Annotated in this window: 28 protein-coding genes; 10 read left to right on the forward strand and 18 right to left on the reverse strand. The window is 61.8% G+C overall.

What is annotated here, in order from left to right:
* The 6 genes from HX824_RS32415 to HX824_RS05425 all read left to right on the forward strand — a co-directional run.
* The coding region (locus HX824_RS32415; protein ID WP_218180441.1) for a hypothetical protein at positions 1 to 242 on the forward strand (242 nt) is incomplete at its 5' end.
* Positions 243 to 621: 379 nt separating this feature from the next.
* The gene (locus HX824_RS32485; RefSeq protein WP_256346921.1) at positions 622 to 915 is read left to right on the forward strand and encodes a hypothetical protein; all 294 of its coding nucleotides are present in this window, start codon (positions 622 to 624) and stop codon (positions 913 to 915) included.
* Positions 916 to 1,161: 246 nt separating this feature from the next.
* Complete coding sequence (mgtA, locus tag HX824_RS05410; RefSeq protein WP_023658814.1) at positions 1,162 to 3,876, forward strand: magnesium-translocating P-type ATPase; 2,715 nt, start codon at positions 1,162 to 1,164, stop codon at positions 3,874 to 3,876.
* Positions 3,877 to 3,935: 59 nt separating this feature from the next.
* Positions 3,936 to 4,139, forward strand: a complete 204-nt coding sequence (locus HX824_RS05415; protein WP_256346922.1) for a hypothetical protein — start codon at positions 3,936 to 3,938, stop codon at positions 4,137 to 4,139.
* A 31-nt stretch (positions 4,140 to 4,170) separates the two neighbouring features.
* Positions 4,171 to 4,518 carry a DUF2493 domain-containing protein gene (locus tag HX824_RS05420; RefSeq protein WP_102606046.1) on the forward strand — a complete coding sequence of 116 codons (348 nt, stop codon included), beginning with the start codon at positions 4,171 to 4,173 and terminating at the stop codon, positions 4,516 to 4,518.
* Positions 4,519 to 4,662: 144 nt separating this feature from the next.
* Complete coding sequence (locus tag HX824_RS05425) at positions 4,663 to 5,466, forward strand: hypothetical protein (protein WP_134326563.1); 804 nt, start codon at positions 4,663 to 4,665, stop codon at positions 5,464 to 5,466.
* Between the two features lie 175 nt (positions 5,467 to 5,641).
* Here the strand turns inward: HX824_RS05425 and HX824_RS05430 are convergent, their stop codons facing one another.
* Complete coding sequence (locus HX824_RS05430; protein WP_008435042.1) at positions 5,642 to 6,361, reverse strand: tellurite resistance TerB family protein; 720 nt, start codon at positions 6,359 to 6,361, stop codon at positions 5,642 to 5,644.
* A gap of 124 nt (positions 6,362 to 6,485) precedes the next feature.
* Here HX824_RS05430 and HX824_RS05435 point away from each other — a divergent pair, with 124 nt between their 5' ends.
* A complete protein-coding gene (locus HX824_RS05435; protein WP_177028282.1) occupies positions 6,486 to 7,013 on the forward strand; it encodes a DinB family protein in 528 nt (175 codons plus the stop codon).
* Position 7,014: 1 nt separating this feature from the next.
* Here HX824_RS05435 and HX824_RS05440 read toward each other — a convergent pair whose 3' ends face one another.
* Together HX824_RS05440 and HX824_RS05445 are read right to left on the reverse strand one after the other, a co-directional pair.
* Positions 7,015 to 7,470, reverse strand: coding sequence for a GFA family protein (locus HX824_RS05440; RefSeq protein ID WP_003207766.1), 456 nt, complete (start codon positions 7,468 to 7,470; stop codon positions 7,015 to 7,017).
* 77 nt (positions 7,471 to 7,547) lie between these two features.
* Positions 7,548 to 8,387, reverse strand: coding sequence for an SDR family oxidoreductase (locus HX824_RS05445; protein WP_032899357.1), 840 nt, complete (start codon positions 8,385 to 8,387; stop codon positions 7,548 to 7,550).
* Positions 8,388 to 8,487: 100 nt separating this feature from the next.
* Here HX824_RS05445 and HX824_RS05450 point away from each other — a divergent pair, with 100 nt between their 5' ends.
* Positions 8,488 to 9,453, forward strand: a complete 966-nt coding sequence (locus tag HX824_RS05450; protein ID WP_102368998.1) for an AraC family transcriptional regulator — start codon at positions 8,488 to 8,490, stop codon at positions 9,451 to 9,453.
* 99 nt (positions 9,454 to 9,552) lie between these two features.
* Positions 9,553 to 9,837, forward strand: coding sequence for a hypothetical protein (locus HX824_RS05455; protein ID WP_003207761.1), 285 nt, complete (start codon positions 9,553 to 9,555; stop codon positions 9,835 to 9,837).
* Position 9,838: 1 nt separating this feature from the next.
* On the opposite strand, the gene HX824_RS05460 is transcribed toward HX824_RS05455, so the two are convergent.
* The 10 genes from HX824_RS05460 to deoR form a co-directional block, all read right to left on the reverse strand.
* Positions 9,839 to 10,474: a LysE family translocator gene (locus HX824_RS05460; RefSeq protein ID WP_177054237.1), complete on the reverse strand. Its 636-nt coding sequence runs from the start codon at positions 10,472 to 10,474 to the stop codon at positions 9,839 to 9,841.
* 208 nt (positions 10,475 to 10,682) lie between these two features.
* The gene (locus HX824_RS05465) at positions 10,683 to 10,874 is read right to left on the reverse strand and encodes a DUF2188 domain-containing protein (RefSeq protein WP_168197509.1); all 192 of its coding nucleotides are present in this window, start codon (positions 10,872 to 10,874) and stop codon (positions 10,683 to 10,685) included.
* Between the two features lie 87 nt (positions 10,875 to 10,961).
* Entirely contained in the window at positions 10,962 to 11,645 is a 684-nt protein-coding gene (locus HX824_RS05470; RefSeq protein WP_177054238.1) for an HAD-IA family hydrolase, read from the reverse strand.
* Positions 11,646 to 11,655: 10 nt separating this feature from the next.
* Positions 11,656 to 12,684: an ABC transporter permease gene (locus HX824_RS05475; RefSeq protein WP_003207754.1), complete on the reverse strand. Its 1,029-nt coding sequence runs from the start codon at positions 12,682 to 12,684 to the stop codon at positions 11,656 to 11,658.
* Complete coding sequence (locus HX824_RS05480; protein WP_003207752.1) at positions 12,681 to 14,177, reverse strand: sugar ABC transporter ATP-binding protein; 1,497 nt, start codon at positions 14,175 to 14,177, stop codon at positions 12,681 to 12,683. The genes HX824_RS05475 and HX824_RS05480 overlap by 4 nt, the downstream gene beginning before the upstream one ends.
* The gene (locus HX824_RS05485; protein ID WP_003207750.1) at positions 14,170 to 15,156 is read right to left on the reverse strand and encodes a sugar-binding transcriptional regulator; all 987 of its coding nucleotides are present in this window, start codon (positions 15,154 to 15,156) and stop codon (positions 14,170 to 14,172) included. The genes HX824_RS05480 and HX824_RS05485 overlap by 8 nt, the downstream gene beginning before the upstream one ends.
* Positions 15,153 to 16,673, reverse strand: a complete 1,521-nt coding sequence (locus HX824_RS05490) for a ribulokinase (RefSeq protein ID WP_087693921.1) — start codon at positions 16,671 to 16,673, stop codon at positions 15,153 to 15,155. The genes HX824_RS05485 and HX824_RS05490 overlap by 4 nt, the downstream gene beginning before the upstream one ends.
* A gap of 93 nt (positions 16,674 to 16,766) precedes the next feature.
* Complete coding sequence (locus HX824_RS05495) at positions 16,767 to 17,783, reverse strand: galactitol-1-phosphate 5-dehydrogenase (protein WP_371319407.1); 1,017 nt, start codon at positions 17,781 to 17,783, stop codon at positions 16,767 to 16,769.
* 93 nt (positions 17,784 to 17,876) lie between these two features.
* Complete coding sequence (locus HX824_RS05500; RefSeq protein WP_177054239.1) at positions 17,877 to 18,851, reverse strand: substrate-binding domain-containing protein; 975 nt, start codon at positions 18,849 to 18,851, stop codon at positions 17,877 to 17,879.
* Between the two features lie 171 nt (positions 18,852 to 19,022).
* Entirely contained in the window at positions 19,023 to 19,781 is a 759-nt protein-coding gene (gene deoR / locus HX824_RS05505) for a DNA-binding transcriptional repressor DeoR (RefSeq protein WP_008435058.1), read from the reverse strand.
* Positions 19,782 to 19,924: 143 nt separating this feature from the next.
* Between deoR and deoC the strand changes: the two genes are divergently transcribed.
* Positions 19,925 to 20,605, forward strand: a complete 681-nt coding sequence (gene deoC / locus HX824_RS05510) for a deoxyribose-phosphate aldolase (protein ID WP_177054240.1) — start codon at positions 19,925 to 19,927, stop codon at positions 20,603 to 20,605.
* A gap of 138 nt (positions 20,606 to 20,743) precedes the next feature.
* On the opposite strand, the gene HX824_RS05515 is transcribed toward deoC, so the two are convergent.
* The 5 genes from HX824_RS05515 to arr form a co-directional block, all read right to left on the reverse strand.
* A complete protein-coding gene (locus tag HX824_RS05515; protein WP_003207740.1) occupies positions 20,744 to 21,145 on the reverse strand; it encodes a TonB family protein in 402 nt (133 codons plus the stop codon).
* Between the two features lie 132 nt (positions 21,146 to 21,277).
* On the reverse strand, positions 21,278 to 21,700 hold the full coding sequence (locus tag HX824_RS05520) for a hypothetical protein (protein ID WP_177054241.1): 423 nt from the start codon (positions 21,698 to 21,700) through the stop codon (positions 21,278 to 21,280).
* A 104-nt stretch (positions 21,701 to 21,804) separates the two neighbouring features.
* On the reverse strand, positions 21,805 to 22,173 hold the full coding sequence (locus HX824_RS05525) for a VOC family protein (RefSeq protein ID WP_177054242.1): 369 nt from the start codon (positions 22,171 to 22,173) through the stop codon (positions 21,805 to 21,807).
* 48 nt (positions 22,174 to 22,221) lie between these two features.
* Positions 22,222 to 22,428, reverse strand: a complete 207-nt coding sequence (locus HX824_RS05530; RefSeq protein WP_177054243.1) for a DUF1737 domain-containing protein — start codon at positions 22,426 to 22,428, stop codon at positions 22,222 to 22,224.
* A 71-nt stretch (positions 22,429 to 22,499) separates the two neighbouring features.
* The gene (arr, locus tag HX824_RS05535; RefSeq protein WP_023658807.1) at positions 22,500 to 22,916 is read right to left on the reverse strand and encodes an NAD(+)--rifampin ADP-ribosyltransferase; all 417 of its coding nucleotides are present in this window, start codon (positions 22,914 to 22,916) and stop codon (positions 22,500 to 22,502) included.
* Between the last annotated feature and the right edge of the window lie 31 nt (positions 22,917 to 22,947).

Here is a 22,947-nt window from a genome sequence, read left to right on the forward strand (position 1 = left end):
GGAGCGGGCTTGCTCGCGAAAAACCTGAGAGCGCCGCGTTCATTCAGAATGCCCACGTCATCGTTAACGACCTTCGCGAGCAAGCCCGCTCCCACATTTGGACCGTGCCCGCTTTAGCTTTTGATTTGGCTTTTGCTCTACAACACTCAAGCCGGCCGGTAGGCCGCTGTGCTCTTGCTGTTGATCTTGGGCGCCCCGTTAAACCACGCTGGCCGAACGCAGGCTTCGGAACCCCGCAATAAGTTATCCGGCTATTGTTACTTCACCTGCCCGCCACACACCGGCCACTTATCAATAAGCACACTTGATATTGCAACTTCCCCCAACCTTCTATCTGAACAAACTCTGAACCAGTAACAATTTAAGTCATTAAACGTTGACATCCGGCAACTGCCTGAGTAAATTCCCCGTGCCTGCAACTCAGGGCCATTTTTCAACCTCACAAAAGAAGCCAATGGACACAGTATCTAGTCGTTGTCCGATCACCGTGAATGCGGCGAATCGGGCGCCAAACCCAGAAAAAATGACGGGACTCGCCTTTCCGGCCGAGTAAGCTGCGCTAGAGCCTGACGCTCCAACGTAACTGCCTCACCGGATGCCAGTCCGGTCCCGAGGTGTGTTATGACCTTTCAACTGATTGTTTTACCTGATCTGCGTACGCTGGCTAACGCCCTGCGTGCCAAATTGTGCCGCGAGCCCGTAGGCTTCTCCCCTACCCGCAGCACCTTTGTGACCTCATCCCCCCGCGTGTGCCCGACTCCCCGGGCACACTGGCGTATCTGCCCCACCACCGGCCACCTGGTCCAGCAATGGGATCACGCCGACCCTCAAGACCCACAGAGACGGGACGTTCCCAGCCTGGTCGCGCAAGCGAGCCTGATGCTGAGCCTCTACGTGGACGCTCGCGCGGCATAAGCCAGCTGGAAACAGCAACTTCCTGATTATCCGTTACTTGATTAGCTGGAGTTCTCTATGGACGAAGCCAGTAGTAGCCCGCTGCGCGTTAGTTAACTAACGCGCTGTTAGCGGGCCTGTAGAAAGTTACCCAACACTTTATTTAAACCGATCGCGAAGTCAGCGACTCGGCATGCTTTCGCTCGCCTGTCATCAGGTAAGTACCGGGTATGTTTTGTCGAAAAATTGGCGACAGGAGTACACACAATGAGCGCAGTAAAAAACCCGAAACTGCACAAGAAAAACGGCACGGATACCGACACCAAGCTGTCGATGCGTGCCGCCCGCGAAGCCCAGAACGGCCTCTCGGCAACCCTCGCCAATGTCCGGGCAACCAAGGATGGCCTGACCGAACTGGATGCCTCTGCTCGCCTGCAACGTGAAGGCTACAACGAGGTGGCCCACGACAAGCCGCCTCACGCCATCGTGCAATTCCTCCAGGCCCTGAACAACCCGTTCATCTACGTGCTGCTGACCCTCGGCGCCATCAGTTTCTTCACTGACTACTGGCTGCCACTGCAGGCCGGTGAAGAAGCCGACCTGACCAAGGTCATCATTATCATGACCATGGTCATGCTCAGCAGCCTGCTGCGCTTCTGGCAGGAGCATCGTTCGGCCAAGTCCGCCGAGGCCTTGAAGGCCATGGTGCGCACCACCGCCACGGTGTTGCGTCGCGAGCAAGTGGGCTCCAAGCCGACCCTGCGGGAAGTGCCGATGCGCGACCTGGTGGCCGGCGATATCGTGCAACTGTCTGCCGGCGACATGATCCCGGCCGACATCCGCCTGATCGAGTCCCGTGACCTGTTCATCAGCCAGGCCGTGCTGACCGGCGAAGCCTTGCCGGTAGAGAAGTACGACACCCTCGGGGATGTGACGCAAAAATCCGCCACGTCCACGGCGGCCGACCAGGGCAACCTGCTGGACCTGCCGAACATCTGTTTCATGGGCACCAACGTGGTCAGCGGCCGGGCGAAAGCCGTGGTGGTTGCCACCGGCCCGCGCACCTACTTTGGCTCGTTGGCCAAGGCGATTGTCGGCTCCCGGGTGCAAACCGCATTTGACCGCGGGGTGAACAGCGTCAGCTGGCTGTTGATCCGCTTCATGCTGGTAATGACGCCGATCGTGTTCTTCCTCAACGGCTTCTCCAAGGGTGACTGGAGCGACGCGTTGCTGTTCGCCCTGGCAGTGGCGGTAGGCCTCACCCCGGAAATGCTGCCGATGATCGTCAGCGCCAACCTGGCCAAGGGTGCAACCGCCATGGCCAAGCGCAAGGTGGTGGTCAAGCGCCTCAACGCGATCCAGAACTTCGGTTCGATGGACGTGCTGTGCACCGACAAGACCGGCACCCTGACCCAGGACAAGATCATCCTCGAACACCACGTCAACGCCTTTGGCAACCGTGATGATTCGGTGCTGACCCTCGCCTGGCTCAACAGCCATCACCAGAGCGGCATGAAGAACCTGATGGACCAGGCGGTCGTACAGTTCTCCGAGCAGAATCCGAAGTTCCAGGTGCCGTTTGCCTATAGCAAGGTGGATGAGTTGCCGTTCGACTTTATTCGCCGTCGCCTGTCGATCGTGGTCAAGGACGCGCAAAACGATCACCTGCTGGTGTGCAAGGGTGCGGTCGAGGAGATGCTGAGCATTTCCACCCACGTGATGGAAGGCGACGTGGCCGTCGAGCTGGATGATCGGCGTCGCAACGAGTTGCTGGCGATTGCCCAGGACTACAACGAAGACGGCTTCCGGGTGCTGGTGCTGGCCACCCGCAACATTCCCCAGGCACTCGCCCGCAAGCAGTACACCACGGCCGATGAGCGCAACCTGGTGATCCGTGGTTTCCTGACCTTCCTTGATCCACCAAAGGAAACCGCTGGCCCGGCGATCGCTGCCCTGCGCGAAATTGGCGTGGCGGTCAAAGTGCTCACCGGCGACAACGCCATCGTCACCAGCAAGATCTGCCGCCAGGTCGGCCTGGAGCCAGGCGTACCGTTGCTGGGGACGGAAATCGAAGCGATGGACGACGCCACCCTCAAGCTGCGGGTCGAGGAGCGCACGGTGTTCGCCAAGCTGACGCCGCTGCAGAAGTCGCGGGTGCTCAAGACCTTGCAGTCCAACGGTCATACCGTGGGCTTCCTCGGCGACGGCATCAACGACGCTCCGGCCTTGCGGGATGCCGACGTGGGCATCTCGGTGGACAGCGCGACGGACATTGCCAAGGAATCCGCCGACATTATCCTGCTGGAAAAGAGCCTGATGGTGCTGGAAGAAGGCGTGCTGAAAGGCCGCGAGACCTTCGGCAATATCATGAAGTACCTGAACATGACCGCCAGTTCCAACTTCGGCAACGTGTTCTCGGTGCTGGTGGCCAGTGCGTTCATCCCGTTCCTGCCAATGCTGTCGATCCACCTGCTGCTGCAAAACCTGATGTACGACATCTCCCAGCTGGCCTTGCCGTGGGACAAGATGGACAAGGAATACCTGGCCAAGCCACGCAAGTGGGACGCGAAAAACATTGGCCGCTTCATGATCTGGATCGGGCCGACCTCGTCGATCTTCGACATGACCACCTTTGCCCTGATGTGGTACGTGTTCTCGGCCAACAGCGTGGAAATGCAGACCCTGTTCCAGTCCGGCTGGTTCATCGAGGGGCTGCTCTCGCAAACCCTGGTGGTGCACATGCTGCGCACCCGCAAGATCCCGTTCTTCCAGAGCAACGCCGCATGGCCGGTGATGATGATGACCTGCATCGTGATCGGGCTGGGCATCTACGTACCGTTCTCGCCGCTGGGCGCGATGGTTGGCCTGGAGCCGCTGCCACTGGCGTACTTCCCATGGCTGGTGGGCACCCTGGTCGCCTACTGCTGCGTGGCACAACTGATGAAAACCCTCTACATCCGCCGCTTCAAGCAGTGGTACTGATCAACCGCCCCTGAAAGCGCTGGCTATCGGTAGATAGCCAGTGCACGCGGAGACAGACAATGAACACACTTATGAGCTACCTCGACAACGCTGCTCGCGCGCTGCTGGTGTACGGCCTCGCCCAGGCGGCCAAGGCGGTGATGGTGCTGGGCGTACGGCTGTACGTGCGCAACGTGCTCAGCGCCGTGGAAATGCGCTTCATGCTGGGTTTTTCCAGCACCTTGAACAGTACGTGCATCCGCTTGCTGCGCCCGCGTCGATAAATGGCAATACGCACTACAAGGAAAGATCACCATGCGCATCTTGATCTGTGCAGGTCGTCATTACGCCGATACAAAAATGTCTCGCCAGGTGCTGGACGCCTACCACCGCCTGCGCCCGGTGCAGGTATTGATCCACGGTGGCAGCCAGTTCCTGGGCAGCGACGTGGAAGACTGGGCCCGGGAAACCGGAGTGGATGTGGTGCGTTACCCACCCAACTGGCAACGCCATGGCAAGCAGGCCGAACGCCATCGCAACCAGTTCATGCTCACCGACAGCCGGCCCGACGTGATCATCGCGCTGCCCGGTGGCGACGACACCTCGGAACTGGTGAGCCAGGCCAGGGCCAGTGGCATCCATGTGCTGACTGTAGACAGCTGAATCAACCCTTATTGGAGTATCCAGGCATGAACGAAGAACCCCGTTGTAGCGGTACCCCGTTGCACACTTTTTTCTATTTGAAACACGGCGCGTCCCTGCCAAGTCCGGTCGGGGCGCGCCACCGGCTGTTGATCGAGGTTCACCATGTACAAGAAACACACACCTGACGGTTTCGCCAAATACCGCAACCGCACCACCCACGTTACCTTCCATCCCCTGCCCGCCTCCAAGCTTCGGGCAGTGCGGCGCAACCTGATTTTCGTCGGCGTGACCGCGGGCATCGTGCTGGTGCTCAGCCTGATGTCGAATGCCCATGCGGCCGGCGGCTCCTACGTGGTCGACGACGGCGCAATCAACGCCCCGGGCGAATGCAATGTCGACGCCTGGTTCACCGCCAACCGGCACGCTGGCTCAACCCACAGTGAAACCCTGGCGCCGGCCTGCACCTCCGCTGCCATTCCTTGGTTGCAGTGGACTGCCGCCGTGTCCCGGGCCAACCATGATGGCGACGGCGAAACCCAAGTGAATCCGCAGCTCAAGGCGCAGTTGTGGGCCCGGGAAGACCTGGGCCTGGAACTGGCCGCGTCTGCCGGCGTGCATTACGCGCTGAACCGCCGGCACTCGTTTGATGGCGCGGACTTGAATGTGCCGTTTACTTGGCAGCCCATGGAGGCCCTGCGGCTTAACTTCAACGCCGGCTGGAGCCACGCTTATAACGACGGCGACCAGACCCATCGGCCGACCTGGGGCACCGGGTTTGAATACAGCCTGATGGACTCACTGACACTGATCGCCGAACGCTACGGCCAGCAAGGCGGCGACCAGGCGTGGCAAGCCGGGCCGAGGATGCATATCGGCAAGAATGTGGACGTGGACCTGGTGGTAGGACGCAGTTTGATCGGGGATCAGCATCAATGGCTCACGACGGGGGCCACACTGCGGTTCTAACCCGCAGACGATGATCCCAGTGGCGAGGGAGCTTGCTGTGGCGAGGGAGCTTGCTCCCGCTGGAGTGCGAAGCGCTCCCAAAGATTCCGGGGCCGCTACGCAGCCCAGCGGGAGCAAGCTCCCTCGCCACAGCAAGCTCCCTCGCCACAGGCTTGGTATGACCGTAAATAGCGATTTAAACCTGCCCCTTGGCCTGCTGCTCCAGATGCACCTGCAACGCAGGATCAATCTTCAACTGCGCCGCCAGCTCATCCAGATAATTGCGCTCCGCGTCCCGCTGGTCATCCACCAGCAGCACACTGACCAGGTACACCTCCGACGCCACCGCCGGATCGCCGGCAAACTCGGCAAAATCCGCCGCATTCAGCGGCTTGGCCACCTCGGCATCCAGCCACGCCTGCAATTGCGGATCATCGGTGTGCTTGCCGATCTCGGCCGAGATCATCTGTTGCTCCCGCTCATCAATCTCGCCATCCGCCTTGGCTGCCGCGATCAATGCACGCAGCACGGCGTGGCTGTGTTCTTCGACCTGCGCGCCAGACAACTGGTCAACCGTCTGCAACGCCTGCTGCGGCGCCGACGCCTGTTGCCGCTGCCAGGCCTGATACGCCTGGAACGCCATCATCCCCAACGACGCCAGCGCCGCGTAGTTAGTGCCGCCGGTGCGCCCCTGAGGCGCCGCACGGGTTCCGCCGAGCATGCCGCCCAGGCCACCGAGCAAGCCACCAAGGCCGCCACCGCCGGAAGCCGAAGCACCGCTGCCGCCCAGCAAACCGCCAAGCAAGCCGCCCAAACCACCGAGCCCGCCCTGAGACCCGGGTGCAGCGCCGCCCTGCTGGCTGGACGAGGCCTGGCCCGCCCGCAGCAATTGTTCCAGTAGATCGCCGGTATTCATGGTGTCACCCTCCCAGGGCGCAGAGTTCCAGATCAACAACAATAGCTGCGCTGCGCGAGAACACCATGACCGCCCGGCAGGCTCGCATTATCATGGCGACGCGCCCCCCATCGAGGAACCTCACGTGACCCGTACCGAGCAGATTGCCTTGATGGCGACCTATAACCAGTGGATGAACCGCAAGGTGTATGAAGCGGCCCACGGCCTGAGCGACGAAGACTTGATTGCCGACCGTGGCGCGTTCTTCGGGTCGATCCTTGGCACGCTGAACCACCTCGCCCTGGGTGATCGCGTCTGGCTCAAGCGTTTCGCCGAGCATCCAGCAGGCTTTGCCGCGCTGGTACCGTTAGACGCGTTGGCGTTGCCGCCACGCCTGAATAAACTGGCCTTCGCCGATATCCGTGAACTGTCGGCCCACCGCGCCTGGCTCGACCAGCTCATCATCGACTGGGTGCAGTCGATCAGTGAGCCGGACCTGGATCAGCCCCTGCAGTACCACAACATGGCGGGCACGCCCATGAACAAGAATTTTCATGCACTGCTCGTGCACTTCTTCAATCACCAGACCCACCACCGGGGCCAGGTGACAACGCTGTTGACCCAGGCCGGGCGCGACGTGGGCGACACCGACCTGCTGGCACTGATGGACTAGTTCAACCGCCGCTGTACTCGGCGTACGCCTGTATCAGCGCGGGGAAATTCTCCCTCTCCGGGAGCTGCGCAAAGCTGTGCTGCGCCGGGGTAGTCGCCCACGGCAGCTTTTCACTGGTCCAGGTTTCTATGAATGGCACATAACCGCTGGCGTCATCCAGCATGGTGGGGCGCAGGTTGATCAGATCTTCCACGCCATTGGGGCGGGAAAACATCCAACTCATGCAGTGGGGGCAGCAGTAGTGGCGGTCTACGCCATGCAACCCGCCGATCACCGGGTTGCCCTGGGTGATGGTGAATCCGTGGCTGGGGATCAGCGCGCTCAGCGAGAACGCGCTGGATGACATCTTCTGGCACCCGGTGCAGTGGCACGCCATGGTGATCAATGGTTTTTCGGTCACGGTAAAACGCACCCGGTCACAACGGCAGCCGCCTTCCTGGGACTCTTGATTGCTCATCTTCCACTCCAGTCACATTGTGTGTGTGACCGGAGGATAAACGAGCGGGTGCGTCGCGAACAGCAATGCCGGTTTCGTTACGGCACAAAGAAGTCCGTCGAAAATGCCAGGTCCTTTTGCGCTTCCAGTGCTGCCAGACGGTCGCTGAGCTGCTTGTGCATCACGGTGTAGGCGTCTGGCCCCAAGGCAATGCGCTTGGGCGCAGGGTGCTGGTCGACGCTGGCAAGCATGATCGCAACCATCTTGGCCGGGTCACCCGACGACACCGTCGTGCCGCCTTCGATCATCCGCCGTGCGTGGCTGGAAGGAGAACGGTCGTAGTCTTCCAGGCGTGGCGCCAGTTGCGCGCTGCGGTAGCGAAAACCGGTGCGGGCGCTACCGGGTTCGATGAGGGTGCAGCCGATGTTGAAACAAGCCACTTCCTCGCCCAAGGCGTCGACAAAGCCTTCAATTCCCCACTTGCTCGCATGGTACAGCGAACCACCCGGGAAAACGGCCTGCCCGCCCATGGTGGACAGTTGCAGGATCCGCCCGCCACCCTGGGCCCTGAGGTGGGGCAGCGCGGCGCGCAACAATTGAATGGAACCCAGCAGGTTGGTACCCAATTGATGCTCGATCTGCTGATCGGTCATCTCTTCTGCGGCGCCGAAAAGGCCGTAGCCTGCGTTACTGACCACCACCTCAATGGACCCCAGCGCCTTGAATGCCTGATCGACCACCCGGCGAATCGCCGGGGTATCAGTCAGATCCAACTCGGCCAGCCACAGCCTTTCGCCATGAAGCGCTCGCAGGTCCGCCATGCTCGCCAAATCCCGGACCGTGCCCGCAACGCGCTCCCCCCGTGCCAATAATTGCTCGGTCATCTCGCGTCCAAAGCCACTGTTGGCTCCGGTGATCAACCAAGTGCGTGATGTCATGATCAAACCCTCTGTAGTGACGTTGGAGACCCCAGCATATCCATCCGACCTAGACGATGAATGCGCTAGACTCCAATTTTTATAAGCAATCGTCTAAATCATGACTGATCCATTTTCCGAGTTGCTCACCTTCATGCAAGCCCGCTCCGTGATGTCCGGCGGCCTGGTGGCGGGCGGACGCTGGGCGATCGCCTTTCCACCGGCTACCCAATTGAAGTTCTGGGGCGTGTTGCGAGGGACGTGCTGGCTGAAGATCAAAGGCGAAAGCACGCCCATTGCGGTAAACGAAGGCGATGTGTTTCTACTGTCGGCCGAAAGGCCCCATGTCATGGCCAGTGACCTGAGTGCAACACCGGTGGATTTGCAACAGATCCTCGACAAGCGAGTGGGTGCCCTGGCGTATCACGGCGATGGGGATGAGTTCTTCATGATTGGCGGCAAGGTGGAACTCAGCCCTGACTCCGAACACCTGCTACGTGCAGCACTGGCGCCCTTCATCCATTTGAATGCCAGGACCCATGCGCTCGAAACACTGCATTGGTTGCTCAATCAACTGGTGCGTGAACGGGAGCATGATCGTCCGGGTGCAGCAGTGGCCTCATCGCAACTGGCGCACCTGATGTTCATCGAAATTCTGCGTTTGCATTTCGAAACCGCACCGCCGCTGTCCGGCAGTTGGCTGCGCGCCATGACCGACAAACGCCTGGCGCCGGCGCTGCGCCTTATCCATGGCGAGCCGGGCGAAACCAGGCCGTTGGAGGTACTGGCCAAGGCGTGTGCAATGTCGCGAGCCAGCTTTGCGGCCTACTTCAAGGACGTCGCCGGGGTCTCGCCGATGGCCTACCTCACCCAGTGGCGCATGCGTCTGGCAGCGCGGGCGCTGGCTGAGGGCAAACGCTCGTTGATCGAGCTCGCGCTCTCGCTGGGCTACAACTCCCAGAGCGCATTCAGCCATGCCTTCAAACGTGAGATCGGCCGCTCGCCGTTGCATTACCAGCAGGCGCTACGGGTGTCGACGGAGGCGCAATACCCTCAAACGAACGCATGGAGCAGCGAACTGTCATAAAAGACAGAGCGGTGAACATCAGCCAATGGCTGCCCCGCCCTGCCCGCGCGCATCAGCAGATTACCGATGCGACGCATCCCCCAAGAAGGAGACGCTTACATGGTCATTCACTTCAAGGTCGCCGGGCATCTTGCCTGCGGTCATCACGGCAACAACCTCCCTTCCAGCACCGAGCTGAATCGGGTCAAGTGCCGTACCTGCCGTAACACCGAAGTCTTCAAGGAAGCCCGCCGCACCCAACGCAACGCCGCTCGGCGTGCCGCGCGCAAGTCCAAAACCGCCCATGCCGCCGGTGACTGGCGCAGTGCCTGGACCCAGCGCCTGACCGACCTGCCAGGCCGTCAGCGCCTGCCACGCGGGTTCCACGGCCAGCCATTCGTTTAAGTTACGCAGCCGGGGCACGACGGTAAGCGGCCAACAGCACGCCCATCGTCATCAACAACCCACCCGCCCCGCGATTGAAATGCTGCAAATGTGCGGGCCGCAGGCGACTGAGCAAGCGTGCCCCGCATACCGCGTAGAACATCATGATGCTGACATTGAGCACGCACAGCGCCAGCAACAGGCACGCGTACTGCGGCAGTTGTGCCTGGGTGCTGTCGACGAATTGCGGCAGGAATGCCGACATGAACAACAACGCCTTGGGATTGGAAATCGCCACCAGGAAACTGCGGTTGAAAATACTCGCCGAGCGGGTGCCGCCGTCCTCACCTTCGCCCACCGATGGCAACGCCGCCTGGGGTGATCGCAACATCTGCCAGCCGATCCAGATGAGGTACGCCGAACCGATCCATTTCAGCGCCTGAAACAGCCCTTCGCTGGCCGCGAGCAGCAATCCCAGGCCACACGCCACCGCCGTCACCAGCAACGCGTCGGCCAACACCGCCCCGGCCATGCCCCAGAGCGCCGCCTGCAAACCATGGCGCGAACCATTTTGCAGGGCCAACAGAACCGTCGGGCCAGGTATCGCGATAATCGCGGCGCTCATCATGACGAACAGAAATAAGGTTGCCAGGGACATGACAGGTTCCTACGGGCTGATCAGCTGCGAATCATCCCAAAATATCCTCTGTGTGGCGAGGGAGCTTGTTCCCGTTGGGCTGCGTAGCGGCTCCAAAATCCTGGGAGCGCTTCGCACTCCAGCGGGAGCAAGCTCCCTCGCCACCGGTCATGTATTGCTCAATTGGGTGCCAATAAAAAGCCCCGGATTGACCGAGGCTGTTGAGGGCTCATGCATCATTGGCGACCGGCCTAGACCCTGCCTTGTAACCCGGTAGCGCCGCGGCATACGCCAGCGCCTGCTCACGGGAACCGAAGGATGCCAGGCGATCAGCCTTGGTACAGACGCGCCACGGGCCGCTGTTGACCTGCACGATGTCATAACCGTTGAGATGCAGCTTGTTCAGCATGGGAGTGCTCATAGTCACCTCTCTCTCCAGAGATAATCCAGGTGTTTGCCCGGTCTACCATACACCCGCTGACGACGAGGCAGCCTACCGAACGTCGAGTCAGCGGTAGGCTGGCAACCCCCATCGCGCGAGGTCAAACGCCTCCAGGCTCAGCAGTCTTCCATCCGCATGCAGGAACTTCTCCTGCGGCATCGCCGGGTCCGGGATGGCCACGGCGTACATGCCGGCCGCCTTGGCCGCAGTGATACCGAATGGGGAATCCTCGAACACCAGGCATTCAGCGGGCGTCACTCCCAGTCGCTGGGCGGCCACCAGGAAGATATCCGGCGCCGGCTTGGCAGCGCCTACCTGAGGGTCATCGGCGGTGACGATGGCATCGAACAAGCAGAACCAGTCGCGGTGCAAGGTGGTTTTCAGTTCGAAATAGTGCCGCGACGAACTGGTACCCACCGCAATCGGCACACCGTGGGCCGACAAATGCCGCACCAGCGCCTGGGCCCCGGCCATGGCCGCCGCCTGGGGGAACCGCGCATTCATCAATGGTGTGCGTTCCTGCAAGAACGCCTCGGGGCTCATCGGCAAGCCCACGGCCTGCACGATATAGCTGGCCAGTTCATAAGCCCCCAGGCCGATGGTGTTCTGCTTCATGCTCCAGTCAAACGTGCGGCCGTAGCGGTCGGCAATCAGCTGGGTGACTTCGGTGTAGATGCCTTCGGTGTCAAGCAGCAGGCCGTCCATGTCGAAGATCACGGCCTTGATCGGCGCGGGTAGCGGTGCATTCATCACGGTGTCCTCAGGTGCGCCCGGCGTAATGGTCGATCAAGCGGTTGAGCAAAATCGCCAGCACGATGATCACCCCGGTGATCGCCATCTGGTAGAACGAGCCCAGCCCCAGCAGGTTGAAGATATTGCGCAACACCTGCAGCAGCATCACCGCCACCGCCGTGCCTACCACGCTGCCGCGCCCGCCAAACAGGCTGGTGCCACCCAGCACCACGGCGGCAATTGCATCCAGTTCCAGGCCCTGGGCAGCGGTCGGTTGGCCGACGTGCAGGCGTGAGGTCATCAACAAGCCGGCGAATGCTGCCAGGCCGCCGCAGATGGCGAACACCGCAATCGTCACCGCCCGCACCGGCACGCCGGACAGCCGCGCAGCCTCCAGGTTGCCGCCGGTGGCCAGCACGTATTCGCCAAACACCGTGTAGCGCAGCACCAGCCAGGCGATGACGGTGATCAGGATAAAGATCAGCCCCAGTACCGGAAACGCAATGCCAGCGCTGGGCCAGATGTCGATCATGGCCGAGCCGAACGAGGTGAAGCTGGCCGGCAATCCGCCAATCGGCGCACCGTCGGATGCCAGGAAGGTGGCCCCGCGCAGCGACACCAGCCCGGCCAGGGTGATGATAAAACTCGGCACCTTGCCAAAGACCGTGAGGCTGCCCATCAAGGTGCCGATGGCCAGTCCCACCAGCAACGTGGCCGGCACCGCCAGCCAGCCGCTGACCTGCTGCTGCAGGAGCACCGCCACCAGGATCCCGCCGAAGGCACACAGGCTGCCCACCGACAGGTCGATATTGGCCGTAAGGATAACGAAGGTCATGCCGATGGCGATGATCCCGACAATCGCCCCCTGCTGGAACAGGTTGGCGATGTTGCCGAAGGTCAGGAAGTCGTCCGACAGGAACGTCGCCACCACCACCGCAAACAGGAAAATGAACACAAAGTTGTAGCGCATCACCCACTCCAGCACCGCACTGCGACGGCGGCTGGTAAGGGTGACGGGCTTATCGAAAACCGGGCTTGGGTTGCTTGCAATAGTCATGGTTCTACACTCGTTCTACCGATAAGGATGGCCTGGTCGATCTGGTCGCGACTGGCAGTCAAGGGGTCGAAACACAGCGCGTTGCGCCCCTCATGCATCACCCAGATGCGGTCGCAATTGACGTACAACTCGTCCAGCTCGCTGCTGGCGACCAGCACCGCCGCCCCTTCCTGCGCCAGGCTGCGGGCCAGGGCATACAGGTCGGCCTTGGCGCCGACATCCAGGCCACGACTGGGCTCGTCCAGCAGCAACAGGCGCGCGCCGTCGATCACCCACTTGGCCATGACCACCTTCTGTTGATTGCCGCCGGAGAGCTGGCGTACCGGTTGCTCAAGGTTGTCGAGCTTGGTCTGCAAGCGCTGCAGCACCGGGCCGGCGCGGTCCTTGGCCTGGCGATGGGAGAACCAGTTCAAGTGCCGGGTATGCACCAGGCAGGCGTTGCGGTAGATCGGCGCATCCAGCAGCAGGCCTTCGGTCTTGCGGTTTTCCGGCACCAACCCGACGCCCTGGCGGATCGCCTGGCGCGAAGTTTGCGGCTGATAAGGCTGGCCAAACAGTTCAACATCGCTGTCGTTGCGCCCCACGCCAAACAAGGCTTTGAGCAACGTGCTGCGCCCTGCCCCGTTAAGCCCGGCAAGCCCGACAATTTCGCCCTGACGCACTTCCAGCCCCTGCACGTCCAGGCCCTGCTCGCCTTGCAGCCGGCGAATATTCAGCGCCAGGTTGTCCCGCGGCGCCTGACGCGGGCTGCGTTCCAGCAGGTCGCGGTGCTCGCCGACCACGGCGGCGATCAGCGCCTGGTCGTCGATCTGCGCCAGCTCGTGGGTTTGCAGGGTTCGCCCGGCACGCAGCACCGTGACCCGGTCGCCGATCTCGCGAATTTCATTCAAGCGGTGGCTGACATACAGCACCGCCACACCCGCCGCAGTGATCTCGCGAATCACCTGGAACACCCGCTTGAGTTCGGTCTCGTTCAGCGCCGCCGAAGGCTCATCCATCACCACCAGCCGGGCCTCACAGGTCAGTGCCCGGGCGATGGCCGCCAATTGCTGGTTGGCAATCGACAGGCTGCCCACCCGGTCGGAACTCGAGAAGTTGGCCCCGACCCGCAACAGTGCGGCTTTGGCCAACGCACTGCGCTTGCCCCGGGAAATAATCCCGAAGCGCTGGGGCGCATAGCCGAGCATCAGGTTCTCTTCGACGGTCATCTGCGGGATCAGGTCGAGCTCCTGATAGATCATCGCGATCCCGGCCTGGCGCGCCTGTTGCGGATTCTTCAGTTCCACCCGCCGGCCCGCCACCGACATCTCGCCGCCATCCGGGCGATGGGCGCCGGCGACGATTTTCAACAGGGTACTTTTGCCCGCGCCATTAGCGCCCAGCAGGCAATGCACCTCACCGGGCCGAACGTCGAGGGAGGCATCGGTCAGCGCCACCACATTGGGCGGAAAACGCTTGCTGACATGACGGATATCCAGGGCCAACTCACTCATGATCCTGCTCCAGCAAATAGCGGGCGGTGGCCGCGTCGGTGGCCAGCACATTGACATAGCCGGCCTTGACGCTGGCGTGGACGATGCGGTGCTTTTGCGCGCCAACGCACACGGCAATGGACCAGGCCTTGTCGCGCAAGGCGGCCAACGGCAGGCCCAGGGTGCGGGCGTCGAGTTCGGGCATCACCGGTTCACCGTCCATGCCGATAAAGCGGCCCATGATGTCGCCGACGGCGCCCAGGCGTTCCAGCTCTTCGAGCAATGGCCGGTCGATGTAACCCGACTCCATCAACACCGAATGATCAGACAACTCCCCCAGGCTGAAACACGCCACCGGCGCCTGTTGCCCGAGGCGCAATACCTGGGCGATCACCGGGTCCTGCTCCAGCGCCTCGCGGGTATGCGCATGCCCGAGAATCGCCGGCACCGGCAGCAACGTGGCCTGGCCACGGGCAGCCTGGGCGAAGCGCTCGGCGACGTTATGGCTGGACTCGCCCATCGAACGGGTATTGATCGCGCCGTTCAGCAGCACCACGTTGACCCCCTCGTTCCAGCGCGGCACCAGCCACTGGGCCATTTTGGTCAGGGTGCGGCCCCACGACACGCCGATCAGCGCCGGCATCGGCTGCAAGTTGCACAGGTAACGGGCGGCGGCCTGGGTCACCACGTTCAGCGCGGTGTCGGCATCTTCCACATCCAGCACCAATGCTTCACGCAGGCCGAAACGCCGTTGCAAGGCCACTTCCAGCTGCGGCAAGCGCGCCGAGCGAGCGACGATATCGATGCGCACCACCCCGCAATCCCGCGCCTCGCGCAGCAAGCGGCTGACTTGCCAGCGGGTCAGGCCGGTCTCTCGGGAGATATCGCTTTGGGTCTTTTCCAGGTCGTAATACAGCTTGGCCACCTGGACCATTAAGTCATCGCGCTGGGAATCGGCCGACAACCGCGTGGCAAACGTTTCTTCAGGATGGGCGCTCATGCTGCCGGCCTTACGCCGAGCGTGCGGTTCGCCGGTGGCTTGCAACTGATGGGCGCGACGCTGTCGGTGGCGGCGCGGTAGCGGCCCAACAGCTCGATGTATTGCTCGTGGGCGTAAGGGTCGGGCTCGATCAGCCGGCCGATGGTGGTGAAGTCGGTGGCCGCTTCCTGCAAGGTGCCGAACTCGCCGAGGGCGCAGGCGGCAGCGGCGGCGGTGCCGATCAGGGTGAGGTTATCGTGGGGCACCATTTCGAACGGCACACCGGTGGCATCCACCGTGGCCTGCAACCACAACGGGTTCTTCTGGAAACCACCGGCGGCGACCACACGGGTGATCTCGATGCCCTCGGAGCGCCAGGTGTGAAAGATGTTCGCCGAGCCCAGGGCAATCGCTTCCACCGAGGCGCGGTACAGGTCATGCCGGTCATGGTTCAGCGACAGGCCCATGATCGCGCCGCGCATGTCCGGTGAGCGGTACGGTGTGCGGTTGCCCATCCAGTAATCGAGCACCAGCAAGCCGGTGGAGCCGGGCTGCAGTTCTGCGGCCTGGCGGATCAGGCGCTGGTGCCCGGCATCGTCGAGGCCGAACATCTTTTGCGCCAGCCAGTTGAGGATCGAACCGGCGGAGACTTGCCCGCCTTCCATCAACCATTGGCCGTCGAGCAAGGCGCCGGGGTACGGGCCCCAGATGCCCGGTACGTCGATGCGTTGCGGGGTGTGCATCAGTTGCACCACCGAGGTACCGCCGATAAACAACAGCTCGCCGGCGCCAGTGGTGCCGGCACTGAGCATTGCCATGTGGGCGTCGATTCCGCCCTGGGCCACCAGCGTGTCGCGGCTCAGGCCCAGATGATTGGCGGCATCGGCGCTCAAAGGGCCGATCCGCCCGCCGACCTTGATCACTTCCTGAGGGAGTTTTTGCGCCAGTTCAGGCACGCCCAGTTCGGCGTACAATTCCACCGGAAAACGCTGCTGCAGGGTGTCGTAATTCCACTTGCAACTGGCATTCAATTGGGAGGCGACCCAGCGCCCGGTCAATTGAAAGTTGATCCAGTCCACGGCCTCGCAAATACGCTCGGCGCGCTGGTAAACCTGAGGCTCGTGCTCGGCCAGCCACATGGCCTTGGGCACCAGCCATTCCACCGCGTCACCGCCCTGGTTCATCATCGGGTGGCTGACGTGGGCCGTGCGAGCCGACTCGGCAGCGGCGCGGCAATCCATCCATAACAACGCCGGGGCCAGGGGTTGGCCGTCCGCCTGGGCAACCACCACGGTGGAGGCTGTGGTGGCGACGCACACCGCCGCCACCTGCGGGTGCCCGGCCTGGGCCATCAACTGCCGGCAGGCCTTGCCCAGCGCCGACCACCAGTCCGCCGGCGCCTGCTCGGCCCAACCCAACTGCGGGTATTGCGTGGCATACGGCGCCTCGGCGACGTGTACCAGTTTGTGGCTGTGCAGGTCATACAAACCAGCCCGCACCCCACCTGTTCCGAAATCCAGTCCCAACAACAAGGTCATCGGTAGTTCTCCTGCGTCTTGTAACAACGCTTTTTGTTTTAAGCCCGGCAACGCACAGCGTCGTCGGGCTTGGCGACACACAGCTGACGCGGCTCAGGGACGGAAAATTACCTTGGCCGCGACTTCGCTGCGATCGGCATAGCGCTTGAACATCGCCGGCAATTGATCCAGCGGCAAGTCGTGGGTAATCATGAACTGCCACTGCAATTCACCGGAAGCCAGCTTGTCGATGGAGGCCGTCCACTCATCGCCCGGGAACGGTGCCGAGAACGAGTTCCAGGCGCCGTGCAGGGAGATTTCCTGGCGCAGGAAGTGCGAGAACGTCGCAGTGCTGAGGGCCACGTCACTGGTGGGAATGCCGATAAACACCACATGCCCGCCAGCCTTGGTCAGTTGCACGGCCTGGTTGATCGAGCTGGGATGGCCTGCCGCTTCAATCACCAGTTGGCAACGGGGCAACTCGGCATCCGCCGCGCCGCTGAGCAGGGTGTGGGTGGCGCCGGCTTCGCGGGCCATGGCGAGTTTCTCTTCGGCGATGTCGATGGCGACGATATCCTTGGCCCCCATGATCCGCAGCCACTGGATCGCAAACAGGCCGATCGGCCCGCAACCTACCACTGCCCCGCTCTGCCCGGCCTTGAAGTCGGCTTTCCAGATCGCATGCAGGGCAATCGCCGCCGGGTCCACCAGGGACGCGGCAATCGGGTCCATGCCTTGGGGCACCTTGATCAGGTTGCTCAGGGGCACATTGACGTACTCGGCATACGCGCCGTCGCGGCGGCTGCCGAAGTAATCGTAGCGCTCCGAGCGGGACGGAAAGCCACGGGCATATTGGTCGCTGCTGACGTCCGGGATCATCGGCGGCACAGTCACCAATTCGCCGATGGCATAGCCGTCGACACCGCTGCCGATCTCTTCGATAAAGCCTGCGAATTCATGGCCGCAAATCAGCGGCATCACATGGGCGCCCTTGCTCAGCATGCGCGGGATATCCGAGCCGCACACGCCGCAGGCGGCGACCCGAACCAGCGCGTGGCCGGCCTTGACCGCAGGTTTTGGAACATCTTCGACCCGGATATCGCCCGGTTGGTACATGACGGCAGCTTTCACAGTGAATTCCTCTGTTGAGTGACGAGTGCGTTCGACCAGGCACCTCCCGCAAGAGGTGCCCGCAAAAATCCATAGCGTGGCGGCGCAGATCCGTCAGAGCGCGCCGGGGCGGTATTCGCCGAAGGTAGAGTCATGCTTGACCTCGGCCACGTTGGCCTTGGTCACCACCTGGGTGCCGGCGTCGACAAAGTTCGGCACCGACTTGCCGGCCGCCAGGGCCCGCGCCGCCTCGATGGCGACCTCGCCCAGGTAGCGTGGGTCGTTGAGGGCGGTGGCCACGTATTGATCGCCGCTCTGGATGGCATTCAAGGCCTCGGACAAGCCGTCGATCCCGGCCACGAGGACGTCTTTCTTGCCGCTTTCGGTGAGCACTTGCAGCGCGCCCATGGCCATGTCGTCGTTATGCGCGATCACCGCCTTGAGGTCCGGGTGCGCTTGCAGCAAATCCTGCATTGCCGTGACTGCGTTGGCGCGCATGTACTCGCTGTAGGGGCCGTCGATGATCTTGAAGTCGGTGCCGGCCAAAGCGGTGTGGAAGCCCTTGCGGCGTTCTTTCATCACCGTACCGCCGGCGTCGCCCTGAATCTCGATGATCTTGCCCTTGGTCACACCGCGCTGCTTGAGCGCGGCGAGCAGCGCCTTGCCGGACAGCTCGCCCATCTCGGCATTGTTACGGCCAATGGTGGTGGCGACCGGGGCATTGATTGCGCGGTCGACGGCAATCACCGGCACCTTGGCGCGTTTGGCGGCGTCGAGGGCCGCGCCCACGGCGTCGGGGTTCACGGCATTGATGATGAGGATGTCGACCTTGCGGGTCAGCAGGTCCTGGATATCGTTGTTCTGCTTGCTGATATCGCCGTTGGCGTCGAGGAAGATCAGCTCGTCGCCGCCCTTGGCCGCTGCAGCCTTGGCGCCGTCGCGCAGTTGTACGTAGAAGGGAGATTGCAGGGTGACCTGGCTGAAACCGATCTTCAGATCCTTGGCCTGGGCGTTCAGCGCCAGCGCCGAGGCCCCGACAGCCAGTGCAAGGGCCAGCACATGAACAGGTTTACGGGCTATCTGGAGCATGGTGATTCCTATTTTTATTGTTGTCAGGATTCGGGCACGGCCTTCGGGGAGGCCGTGCTCACAAATGTGAACCGCGATCACATTTGAAAAACTATGCCTTGCTCCCGAGAGTGTCAAGGCCAATTTGTTAAATTCCGAACAAATGAAATAAAAATCACAATGCTGTTTGAGTCAGATCAGCAGGATCGCCCCGCTGTCCCTGATCACCTGCTGCTGTGCCGCCTCGAGCCCGGGGTCGCTGATCACCCGCTGGAAGTCCGACAGCTCGGCAAAGTGTGCCGCACGTACTTCGTCGAACTTGCTGTGGTCGGCCACCAGCACGCAGGTCTGCGCCCGCGCCATGACCCGGCGCTTGACCTCCACTTCGTTGAGGTTGTAGCAGGTCACACCGTGGGCGGCGCTGACGCCGGCCGCGGAAATGAACGCCCACGCCACACGGATGCCATCCAGGATGCCCGCCTCGGCATGGCTCTCGAAGACCATGTTGCGCCGATGAAAGGTGCCACCGCAGAGGATGATGGTGCAGTGGGGCTTTTGCTGGAGCTTGAGCAATACGTTGAGGGAATTGCACAGCGCGGTGAACTCCAGGTCATCCGGCAACGCCTCGATTATGAACGGCGTGGTGGTGCCGCAATCGATAAACACCGTGTCGCCGGGGCGCACCAGGCTGGCGGCCAGCACGCCGATCTGACGCTTCTCGGCGACGTGGCGCTGGTCCTGTTCGGCGACCTGGTAATCGGGCTCCGGCGGCCCGCTGCGGGTTACGTGCCCGCCCAACAGGCGCAGGCCCTGGGGGCTGTCTGCCAGGTCGCGGCGCAGGGTCATTTCCGATACGCCCAGCAATGCGGCCATGTCACGCAAGTGAATCGCCGACTCGCCCTGCAAGGCCTTGTGCATGGCCCGAAATCTTTCGCTTTTCTTTGAATCCACTGCGTTCCAACCCTCGTTGAATGCGTGCCCTTGATCAGGGCAGTCACAAATTCCATTTACAATGTTATTTTTTTAACATTTAATGCATCCAACTTAACACAAACCGCCTTTTCCCAGCACCTCATCCTTACAGGACACTTGCCATGCCGACTGATCCGTTGCCGCTCGCGGCCTATATCGACCACACCCTGCTGGCCGCCGATGCTTCCCAGGCGAGCATTCGCCAACTGTGCGCCGAGGCCCGCGAGCATGGCTTCAAGTCCGTGTGCGTCAACAGCGCCAACGTGCCGCTGGCCGCCGACTGCCTGCGCGACGCCGCGCCATTGGTCTGTGCCGTCGTCGGCTTCCCCCTGGGTGCGGGCTTGAGTGCGGCCAAGGCTTATGAGGCAAAGCTTGCGATCGAGGCCGGTGCAGGCGAGATCGACATGGTGCTGAACATCGGCTGGCTGAAGGATGGCCTGCTGGACCAGGTACGCGACGATATTGCCCAGGTGCTGGCGGCCTGCGGCGCGGTACCGCTGAAAGTCATCCTCGAGACCGGCCTGCTGGATGACCAGCAGAAAACCCATGCCTGCAGCCTGTGCCGCGAGCTGAACGTGGCGTTCGTCAAGACCTCCACCGGTTTCGGCCATGGCGGCGCGACATTGGCGGATGTGCGCCTGATGCGCGGCGTAGTGGGGGCGCAGATAGGCGTGAAGGCGTCGGGCGGCGTGCGCGACCTGGCGACGGCCCAGGCGATGATCGAAGCCGGTGCTACGCGCCTGGGTAGCAGCTCCGGGATCGCCATCGCCAGCGGCGCAAAGGCGGCCGCGGGCGCCTACTGAGTTGAGTGCAGCGTTGGCGCCCTTTCACAACCCTTTCACAGTCGGGCGCCTATGGTCACCTCAGCTCCTGGTGAAAACCTTTAAGCCCGCGCTCCCCATCGCGGGCTTTTCTTTGCCCGGAATTTATCCGCAGGTCAGCTACAGCCGGCGTGGCGGTGAGCCGGCGCAGGCCACGCCCTCCAGGCAGAATACAAACGGGGCTACCACTTGAATTTCGCCTTTGAGCAGCATTGAGGGTGGAGGCGCAGGCACTGGCGACGCCGCCGGAACGAATCGCTCCACGGCGCTGACGAACAGATCCGAACCTGTATGGCTGATGACTTTGTGGCGTATCAGGTTGCCTTTGGCGTCGACCACGAATTCAACCCTGACCAGGCCGGTCAATCCTTGCAGGCGAGCTTCTTCGGGGTACGACTTGAAGTGATTGAGGTGAGTGAGCAACTGGTATTCCCATAAGCGTTGTTCTGCCAGTTGTTCCCGGGTGGGGCCGCTCGTGCAGGCACAAAGCAGTAAGACAAGTGCGATCCAGCTGTATTTCATAAACGCAGTTCCGTTGACGTTTGGTGTGCAAGGTGAGGCTAATCAAGGCTCGGTGCGTCAGCGTGTTATCCAGGTCGAACAGAATGGCCCGTGGGTACACGAATGCTTCTTGTGGAAAACCAAATCTGCCTCTCAGGCGGTGGTACTGATGATGGAACCGGTACCGCTTCCACCGTCGGAAGTCAGTGCCTGCAACAACGCCGAAGACGCAGACTGCAATGCAGCTGCCGTTGCGGCAATCTGCGCCTGGGCGGCAGCCACGGCGGCCGCTTTGGCGTCTGCGCTTTGATTGCTGGCCTGGGCCTTTTGCATGTTTTGCTGCTGCTCTTGAAGCTGCTTTTGCAACTCCGCAATCTGCTTTTTCAGCGCCTTGACGGTGTCGGACTCCTGCGACGTGGATGCCGCCTGGCCGCCACCTGCAGCGGGCGCACTTTTGGCACCCGTGTCCGGGTTGAGACTCAGGGTTCCAGAGTCTTCGGTCTTGGAGCTATCGCTGACGCTGGCCGGACTTGGGTTGGCGGGTACTGAAGCGAGACTGCTGACGTTCGTGATCATGTCAAATATCCAATTCCGGTATCGATGTTAATTGATCGGCGTTTTAGCCGATTACTTTAACCCGTTATCGACCCTACCGAACCTGGCGACAACAGCGGACCGATTCAGCGGCAAGGTCTCGAAAAGACGTTGACCAGGCTTCCATCCGGATCACGCAGCAATACCGAAGTGTTGCCCCATGGCATGACCGTCACCGGCATCACCACGTCAGCCCGACCGATACGCAGCAGGACGGCCTCCACATCGTCCACTTGAAACTCCAGGATCGCCGGACGGTTGCTGGCGGCGACTGCCAGTCCATCGTTGTGAAGGCGGACCAGGCGCTCATCGGCTATGGCCAGGACGACGCCGTCGAGGTGAATTTCAGCGAACCCGTCAGCCAGGTGCCTTGGCTCGACAGTCGAGAGGTTGTGATAGAACTGAACGAGCCGTTCAAAGTGGTTGGTAACGAGACGAACAGACGAGAATTTCATCATTTGACCTGACAGGAGTGAGAGAACTCACCTTAATTCAAGCCCGCGTCAGTTCCTGACAGTAGCGTTGTTATCGGCGCTCCAAACGACAGCCTGTGCCACCACCACGTACTCGCCATTGAAGGTTGCCGCTGGCGAGCCGTAAAGCTGGTAACCCAGCGCAAGCGCTTCAGAGACCCGGTGACAGAAGGAGGCATCGTCCTTGCCTGTCAGGATCCGATAGGTAGGTAGGCCTTCAGGAGGGGAATTCTGCATGGGAGCACCTGCTGGAACAGTTAAGGAAAGCCACTTGGCGATCGGGTGACGCCGGCTTGTGCCCGATGATATCAGTCAATGATCACGTCGCGACCCTCGGCCTTCAAGCGCGCGAGATTGTCCTTCATCTGCTGCAACCGTTCAGGCGGATGCCCGTGCCATTTCGTGACCTCCGCCACGACGCGCAAAGGGTCAGTGGAGCGATAGGAAAGCGTGGGATTGCCGGGAAACTTCTTATCCGTCACGTTGGGGTCATCCATGATTGCCCCCGTTGGCTCCACAACATAAATCCGTTCCCGCCCACTGCCGAGCGCCAGCTCAGCCCCCCAGATGGCGGCATCCAGCGTGCCCGCAAAGTAAACCCAGGACAGTGCTTTACCTTCTGTAAAGTTGGACGGGTAGCCGACGCGGATCAGATCGCCGGGCTCCAGGTCGGCCCGGGTACCGTGAAAGAACTGACGGATGAACATGCCAGCGGTATTTGACATGGGCTCGTTGCTCCGTGGATGAATGTTATGT

This window comes from Pseudomonas sp. D4002, from assembly GCF_013385665.1.
Classification (GTDB): Bacteria; Pseudomonadota; Gammaproteobacteria; order Pseudomonadales; family Pseudomonadaceae; genus Aquipseudomonas.

Coding starts and splice junctions, on each gene's coding strand:
- HX824_RS32485 (WP_256346921.1), top strand. CDS start 622: ATGACCTTTCAACTGATTGTTTTACCTGATCTGCGTACGCTGGCTAAC.
- mgtA (WP_023658814.1), top strand. CDS start 1,162: ATGAGCGCAGTAAAAAACCCGAAACTGCACAAGAAAAACGGCACGGAT.
- HX824_RS05415 (WP_256346922.1), top strand. CDS start 3,936: ATGAACACACTTATGAGCTACCTCGACAACGCTGCTCGCGCGCTGCTG.
- HX824_RS05420 (WP_102606046.1), top strand. CDS start 4,171: ATGCGCATCTTGATCTGTGCAGGTCGTCATTACGCCGATACAAAAATG.
- HX824_RS05425 (WP_134326563.1), top strand. CDS start 4,663: ATGTACAAGAAACACACACCTGACGGTTTCGCCAAATACCGCAACCGC.
- HX824_RS05430 (WP_008435042.1), bottom strand. CDS start 6,361: ATGAATACCGGCGATCTACTGGAACAATTGCTGCGGGCGGGCCAGGCC.
- HX824_RS05440 (WP_003207766.1), bottom strand. CDS start 7,470: ATGAGCAATCAAGAGTCCCAGGAAGGCGGCTGCCGTTGTGACCGGGTG.
- HX824_RS05445 (WP_032899357.1), bottom strand. CDS start 8,387: ATGACATCACGCACTTGGTTGATCACCGGAGCCAACAGTGGCTTTGGA.
- HX824_RS05450 (WP_102368998.1), top strand. CDS start 8,488: ATGACTGATCCATTTTCCGAGTTGCTCACCTTCATGCAAGCCCGCTCC.
- HX824_RS05455 (WP_003207761.1), top strand. CDS start 9,553: ATGGTCATTCACTTCAAGGTCGCCGGGCATCTTGCCTGCGGTCATCAC.
- HX824_RS05460 (WP_177054237.1), bottom strand. CDS start 10,474: ATGTCCCTGGCAACCTTATTTCTGTTCGTCATGATGAGCGCCGCGATT.
- HX824_RS05465 (WP_168197509.1), bottom strand. CDS start 10,874: ATGAGCACTCCCATGCTGAACAAGCTGCATCTCAACGGTTATGACATC.
- HX824_RS05470 (WP_177054238.1), bottom strand. CDS start 11,645: ATGAATGCACCGCTACCCGCGCCGATCAAGGCCGTGATCTTCGACATG.
- HX824_RS05475 (WP_003207754.1), bottom strand. CDS start 12,684: ATGACTATTGCAAGCAACCCAAGCCCGGTTTTCGATAAGCCCGTCACC.
- HX824_RS05480 (WP_003207752.1), bottom strand. CDS start 14,177: ATGAGTGAGTTGGCCCTGGATATCCGTCATGTCAGCAAGCGTTTTCCG.
- HX824_RS05485 (WP_003207750.1), bottom strand. CDS start 15,156: ATGAGCGCCCATCCTGAAGAAACGTTTGCCACGCGGTTGTCGGCCGAT.
- HX824_RS05490 (WP_087693921.1), bottom strand. CDS start 16,673: ATGACCTTGTTGTTGGGACTGGATTTCGGAACAGGTGGGGTGCGGGCT.
- HX824_RS05500 (WP_177054239.1), bottom strand. CDS start 18,851: ATGCTCCAGATAGCCCGTAAACCTGTTCATGTGCTGGCCCTTGCACTG.
- deoC (WP_177054240.1), top strand. CDS start 19,925: ATGCCGACTGATCCGTTGCCGCTCGCGGCCTATATCGACCACACCCTG.
- HX824_RS05515 (WP_003207740.1), bottom strand. CDS start 21,145: ATGAAATACAGCTGGATCGCACTTGTCTTACTGCTTTGTGCCTGCACG.
- HX824_RS05520 (WP_177054241.1), bottom strand. CDS start 21,700: ATGATCACGAACGTCAGCAGTCTCGCTTCAGTACCCGCCAACCCAAGT.
- HX824_RS05525 (WP_177054242.1), bottom strand. CDS start 22,173: ATGAAATTCTCGTCTGTTCGTCTCGTTACCAACCACTTTGAACGGCTC.
- HX824_RS05530 (WP_177054243.1), bottom strand. CDS start 22,428: ATGCAGAATTCCCCTCCTGAAGGCCTACCTACCTATCGGATCCTGACA.
- arr (WP_023658807.1), bottom strand. CDS start 22,916: ATGTCAAATACCGCTGGCATGTTCATCCGTCAGTTCTTTCACGGTACC.